The sequence below is a fragment of the Ferruginibacter sp. genome, assembly GCF_031430955.1.
Lineage (GTDB): Bacteria > Bacteroidota > Bacteroidia > Chitinophagales > Chitinophagaceae > Ferruginibacter.
Genome location: NZ_JANPCM010000662.1, coordinates 1 through 5,160 on the forward strand (window position 1 = coordinate 1; position 5,160 = coordinate 5,160).

The window sequence follows — 5,160 nt, forward strand, 5'->3', positions numbered from 1 at the left end:
TGAGCAGAAGGGCTGTAGGCATACCGTGGCGTATAGCACGAAGAAAGCAATTGACAAAATGCAATTGGCAAAAAGCAATAAATAATTGGCAATACACAATTTGTAAAAGACAACGAAAAGCAATATGTAACTTTATTTTTCAATCAACTCATTTTAAAAGTAAGTGCGGCAAAATCTTCAATGCTTAATGCTTCGGCACGTTTAGTAAAAATTTCGTTTTGCAATTCTTCGGCAGTAAATAAACTTTTTACTGCATTCCGTAATGTTTTTCTTCTTTGATTAAAAGCGGTTTTTACCAGTACCCAGTAAGCCCTGTCGCTTTTAACTTTTAATGGCTCTGTTCTTCTTATTAATTTTATTACACCACTCTGCACTTTTGGTGGCGGGTTAAAACATTCGTTGCCCACATCAAATAAATATTCTACATTATAATAAGCCTGCACCAAAGCACTTAACACACCATATACTTTACTGCCTTCTTTGCTGGCTGCCCTTTGCGCCACTTCTTTTTGAAACATGCCAATTACGCAAGGGACCTCATCTTTCCATTCTAATATTTTAAAAAGTATTTGTGTTGATATATTGTAAGGGAAATTACCAATTACTGCAAACGGCTCGTCAAAAGGCTTATCAATATCTAAAAAACTTTTATGAATAATTTTATCTTTTAACAGGGGATATTTTTGGAGAAGATAACCTACTTTTTCTTCGTCTAATTCCACTGCTTTAAAATTAACATCCGGCAAATTAATTAAGTGTTTAGTTAAAGCCCCTCCTCCGGGGCCAACTTCCAGCAAATTGGTAAAAGATTCTTTTTTTACCGCATCAATTATTTTTTGAATAATGATTTCATCTTTTAAAAAATGCTGCCCTAATGATTTTTTTAATGTGTACATTAAAACAAAAGTAGCATTTAATAACCTGATGTGGCTTACAAGGTGATAATAAAAATTGCCCCAAAAAATTTCGGGGCATAAACTTTTATCAGCAGTATAATTAAGCCTTATTTTGTTAATACAAATTTTTGATTAACCAGTTCGATATTTACAAACAGCATTACTGTATATATTCCTGCGGAGCATTTAGCAAGCCCATACAGTTGCGTAGTATTGTAATCTTTGGCGGCTTTTTGTTTTTGCACCATTACTTTTTTACCAGTATAATCAACTAAACTTATTGTTACTTCCCATTCCTTGTCAACAAAAAATTTTACTGAAAAGTATTCTCTAGCAGGGTTTGGTATAATGCTTACAGCTATTATTTTAATGTAGCCGCAACACTAATAAGATTCTGTATTACACTCCGCCTGTTTGTGCAATTATTTTAAGCCAGCAAAAAATACTGTAGCTGTTAAAGGCATCAATATTGGTGGTATAATTAAATCTTCACTGCTCATTTATTTTTACTGAAATAAAAATTAGTAACCTTATGAATTTTATAGCTGAATTAGGTAGGGTATCATATAAGCAAACTGCCTCTTCACAAAAGAGGCAATTTACTTATTATTTTATTTTTATTTGTCAGGAAGTTATCTGCTCAATATCATTTTTTGTGTTATAATTTCATCATTTACAAATAACTGAATTGAATAAACACCTGCAGTAAACTTACCAAGATTATTTAACTGTACCGTATTATTACCCTTGTTTACTTTTTGTTTTTGCAACACTACGGTCTTTCCCAAATTATCCAGCAACCTGATTGTTATTTCTGATTCTTTCGCTACAAAAAATCTTATGGAAACATAATCATTTGCAGGATTAGGCAGAATGCTTATCGGAGTCTTAGTTTGATTTTTACGCACTACCAGCACATTACTGTATTTTATTTCTCCGGCTTTACCAACAGCTTTCACCCTGTAGTAAATAACTTCATTACTTATACCACTTATATCATCAGCATATGCAAAGTCCTGTTGTTCGTTTAATTTTACTGCATCTGTTACAATGCCTGCTTTGGTGTAAGCAGTATTATCCAAACTTCTTTCAATTTCAAAACGTTCTACTTCTTTGGTTGTTATTACACTAAAGCCAAGCAACACTTGTACATTTTGAAGTGACCCTGAAATATTCAGGAATTGTACGGGAAGTACCACACCTACAGAACGCCAGTCCCTGTCTGATTGTGCTGCGGTTTTCTTTTGCACAGTTGCTCTTGTACCCGGCACAGGATCTCCAGAAGTAGTACCGCCTGTACCCATATTGTAAGAAGTACCTTTAATATTTGTAACAGAATTTAAAGAATCGAAACGGTTATCTAAACCATCGCCATCGGTATCAAGCCCTGTTAAGGTTACTAAATCGTCAGATAAACCATTTAAATTAAAATCGTTTCCTTCTACTATATCCAAAATGCCATCACCATCTGTATCCGAATCACGGTAATCAGGTATGCCATCACCATCATGATCGTAAACAAATATACCAGAGCCCCCAAAACCGTTTACATTATCATACGTATTTGCTAGCCCATCTCCATCGGTATCTGTTGTGGATGGTAGCTTATAACCTACTGTTGACATGCCTTCTATATTATCAGGAATGCCATCATCATCTGAATCAATATCTAAGTAATCATTATTACCAACACCATCTGTATTTCTTAAATTTAGTGCAGGCATCGCAGATACAGTAGTTGACCACCCATTAGCACCAATTGCTCCGTCAGCAATACCGTCAAGATTGGCATCCGGTAACCCTGCTTCTATTACATCCACTATACCATCGCCATCACTATCCATATCATAAGCATTTGGTCTGAAGTCCCTGTCTAAATTTTTATTAGGGTAGCTATCGGCTTTTCCATCACCATTAATATCGGCGCCAGTTTGTAATAGTGCAGTAGCGTTAATATAACTGTCATGCATTCCATCACCATTTACATCTGTAAAGGCATCAATTATACCATTATTATTTGTGTCGGGACCGCCAGCTTCCACCACATCTGGTATGCCATCATTATCGCTGTCCAGGTCAAGGAAGTTAGGTACTGCATCACCATCTAAATTAGGAAGCGCTAAACCAAGTCCTGTATTATCGGCACCGGTATTGTTGGCATCTACACTTTGTGTTAATCCATCACCATCTGTATCGCTAAAGTTGTCAATCTTTCCATTACCGTCGGCATCAACCCCATAAGCTTCAACCACATCTGGTATGCCATCATTATCGCTGTCCAGATCAAGCATATTTATTATACCATCCTTATCAGCATCAAACCTGTCATCCACACCGTCGCCATTACTATCTACACGACCAGGAAAACTTGTATCCAGATAATTAGGAATGCCATCGTTATCAGAATCTCCATCGGCTTGAAAATTATCATTAATAAAATCGTTATTATTATCTACATAACCTGCATAAGACGGGTCGTATGCATTAATGACGCCGTTTCCATTTGCATCTGCAAAAGATGCAGCCATATTACTTTCCACAAAATCAGGAATGCCATCTTTATCTTTATCTATATCGCAGGATATTGATACTGTTACCTGCCGATCGGTTGTATTATTACAATCACCTTCTGCTCTTACATAATAAGTGGTAGTAATGAGTGGAGTAACATTAATAGTAGTTCCTGTTCCAACTAATGTACCTCCCGGGCTGCCAGTGTACCATTTCCAACTTGCACCGGCACCTAAACTACCGCCAACTGTTGACAGTGATACAGATATTCCCGGGCAAATATTATTTTTATTTTTTGATGCACTGGTTGCAGCAACTGACGAAACTTTACCACTTAATAAAATGCCGGGAGAGATATAACGGCAGTTTGTGTTGCTTATATTTCCTGTAGCTGCTATAATTACACGGTAATATTTACCGGTATCCCCTGCTGCAATAGATGGTATAGTATAAGTTGATGAAATGGCACCAACAACATCAGCCCACGGGCCTGTTGCAGATGTACCTACCTGCCATTGATAATCTTTTGTACCTGGTAATGCTGATGGATCAGTTAATGAAGAATTAAATGTTGTTGAACTTCCAATACAACCTGCACTAACGGCACTTACATTTACTACCGGTAACGCATCACAATTACCAAATTGAATATCATCAATGGCTATATCATTACCACAACCACCTGGCGCATCATTAATAAGTTCCAGAATTACATTTGTATAAGATACAGGTGCTAAAAACTTCAGGCCATATTGCTGCCATGTTGTACCTGGTATAGTTGTGGTGGAAACATCAGTAATGATTAAACCTGACCCTCCATCTCTAAGGCGTATTTTTAGTTGTGGATATTTAAATCCACCAAAGGCATTACATTTAGTTTGATAGGTAGCATTACCTACAAAGGCTGCATAAAATGATAATGAGTATTCCTGATTGGCACAAAGGGGAGATTGAAAAGTGCCCCTGTACATTACTTCATTAGCCGCATCAGCATTTACAATCAGCATTCTGCCATTGGGGTTACCGGTACGATCGGTGAAACTTAAAAACTCTGTTGTATTTGCATTTTGTGGATTATTAGTTATAGTATAAGTTTCTGCAGGAATAGGTGGTGTTACACTACTTGTATATAAACTGGTTGCCGTGGGAAATGTAACTCCACTTCCAATAACCGGGGCAGGTATTACACTTGTAAGTCCTGTACCTGTTCCAAAATCCTGTGAATATAAAATATTAGTTAGTGCCGAACATGGAGGTGTTTGAGCTGCAATTGAAATAAGCAACGGAGTAGGCTGGCTTTCTCCAATATCATCTGGTTTGTCATTAGAATTTAAATCTGGTGTACCTCCGTTTGTAGATGAATCCCTGAGATTATCCCCAAATAAACCAACACCTGTAACTACAGCCTGGTTATTATATACAACCCCTGCCAGGATATTAGAAATTTTACATGTTATCCTTAAAGTTATTGTGTTTTGCCCCGGTATATTTGATAAAGTACCCCCTGGTGTAAGTAAATTAAAATTACCCAATGTTTTACCATCGTATAATGGATTTTGGGTTATACCTGAAGGGGCTGCAAAAGATGTAATAGAACCGCTGATTACATTTAAAACCCCATTAATTTTATTAAGCGTATCGTAAGCCTGTACACTGGTTACTGGTGTACCACCGTAATTTTTTATTACCACTTCATAAACTATATCATAAGTTTTTGAACCAACAGGGTTTTCTGTTGCAGATATTAATTTTT

Annotated in this window: 3 protein-coding genes; all 3 read right to left on the reverse strand. The window is 36.6% G+C overall.

Going from position 1 to position 5,160, the window contains the following annotated elements:
- Positions 1-143: 143 nt before the first annotated feature.
- Entirely contained in the window at positions 144-896 is a 753-nt protein-coding gene (gene rsmA, locus ACY65O_RS18755) for a 16S rRNA (adenine(1518)-N(6)/adenine(1519)-N(6))-dimethyltransferase RsmA (RefSeq protein WP_462222384.1), read from the reverse strand.
- 107 nt (positions 897-1,003) lie between these two features.
- A complete protein-coding gene (locus tag ACY65O_RS18760; RefSeq protein WP_462222386.1) occupies positions 1,004-1,267 on the reverse strand; it encodes a T9SS type A sorting domain-containing protein in 264 nt (87 codons plus the stop codon).
- A 261-nt stretch (positions 1,268-1,528) separates the two neighbouring features.
- Positions 1,529-5,160, reverse strand: a 3,632-nt coding sequence (locus ACY65O_RS18765) for a T9SS type A sorting domain-containing protein (protein WP_462222385.1), incomplete at its 5' end; no start/stop codon positions are given.